Here is a 1,474-nt window from a genome sequence, read left to right as displayed (position 1 = left end):
CATCCCCTTATACGGAAGTAGGACCGTCTCCGCGGCGAGGCTTGGAGCTTGAAGTCCCGGGAATTTCGAGGTAAGGGGGTTGTTAACTTCGCCAGACTCGCGTTTACTCTCGGATTTTCGCGCAGCAATGAGCAACGAGTCGGGGGCATGGGTGGACGAGGAATTCGAGAGTCTGGATCTTGGTGATCCGCGGCGGGATCGGCGCGCCAAGGAGCTGCTCAAGCGGTTTGCGGCTCTGCCGACGGCGAGCATCCCCGGCGCATGCGATGACTGGTCGCAAACCATCGCGGCATATCGGTTTCTCGGCAATGAGCAGATCGATTGGCGGGACGTAATGCAGCCGCATTGGGAGCGCACTGCAGCGAGGGCCGCGCAGTTTCCGGTGGTGCTGTGCATCGCTGATACAACCGAATTGAACTTTAATGGCCAGGAGATCGACGGGCTGGGTCCGTTGACCTATGAAGCCCAGCGGGGCATGTTTTTGCATCCGACCTACGCGGTGACGCCTGACCGCGAGCCGCTGGGGGTGATCGATGCCTGGATGTGGGCTCGGGAGCCCAAGGACGCCGATGGCAACCGGGGCGGGATCAAGGAAAGCGTACGCTGGATTGAAGGATATGAACGGGTTGCGGAGCAAGCCGCGCTATTGCCGCAGACACGGCTGGTGTATGTGACAGACCGCGAGGGTGATATTGCCGAGTTGATGGCGCGCGCCCAGGAACTTGGCCAACCGGCCGACTGGTTGATCCGCAGCCAACACAACCGCAACCTGGCCGAGGGCGGCAAGTTGTGGGATAGCGTCGACGCCAGCCCGGTACTCGGGGAAATCACCTTTATCTTGCCAGGGCGAGCAGGCCAGAAGGCGCGCGAGGTCAAACAGGAACTACGCGCCCAGCGTATGAAGCTGCCGGGTCTGGTCGGAGCGGAGTTCACCTGTGTGGCGGCAAGGGAGATCGAAGCGCCCGCAGGCGTCAAGCCAGTGGTTTGGCGATTGGTGACGAACCGAGAAGCGCAGGACGCTGATGCGGTCAACGAACTTGTTGAATGGTATCGGGCAAGGTGGGAGATCGAGATGTTCTTCCATGTCCTGAAGACCGGCTGCAAGGTCGAGGCGCTACAGCTATCGCACATGGATCGTGTGGAGCGGGCCTTGGCGTTGTATATGGTGGTGGCATGGCGCATTGCCCGCCTGATGCGGTTGGGCAGAACCTGTCCGGATCTGGATGCGTCGCTGTTCTTCGATGCCGACGAGATTCGGGGGGCATACGTGCTCTCCAAGAAAGCTCGCCCGAAGACACCGGTCACACTCAATCAGATGATTCGGTTGGTTGCTTCCCTGGGCGGGTTCCTTGGGCGGAAGAACGATGGCGAGCCCGGCGCCAAGACGATCTGGATCGGCATGCAGCGAACCATGGACGCCGCGCTCACTATTCAAACACTGAGGGAAGAGTCATGACTTCCGTATAAGGAAATG

The 1,474-nt window shown here is 60.4% G+C and carries 1 protein-coding gene; it reads left to right on the top strand.

Annotated features, from left to right (window positions below; genetic code table 11):
* Positions 1-127: 127 nt before the first annotated feature.
* Positions 128-1,456: an IS4 family transposase gene (locus MKD50_RS30320; protein WP_115678651.1), complete on the top strand. Its 1,329-nt coding sequence runs from the start codon at positions 128-130 to the stop codon at positions 1,454-1,456.
* Positions 1,457-1,474 lie beyond the last annotated feature (18 nt).

Origin of the sequence: Cupriavidus mimosae (genome assembly GCF_023952485.1) — a bacterium.
Lineage (GTDB): Bacteria > Pseudomonadota > Gammaproteobacteria > Burkholderiales > Burkholderiaceae > Cupriavidus > Cupriavidus taiwanensis_C.
This window is presented reverse-complemented; position numbering and strand designations above follow the sequence as displayed.

Bases quoted from the DNA above. Each gene is read 5' to 3' on its own strand.
- MKD50_RS30320 (WP_115678651.1), top strand. From the start codon at position 128: ATGAGCAACGAGTCGGGGGCATGGGTGGACGAGGAATTCGAGAGTCTG.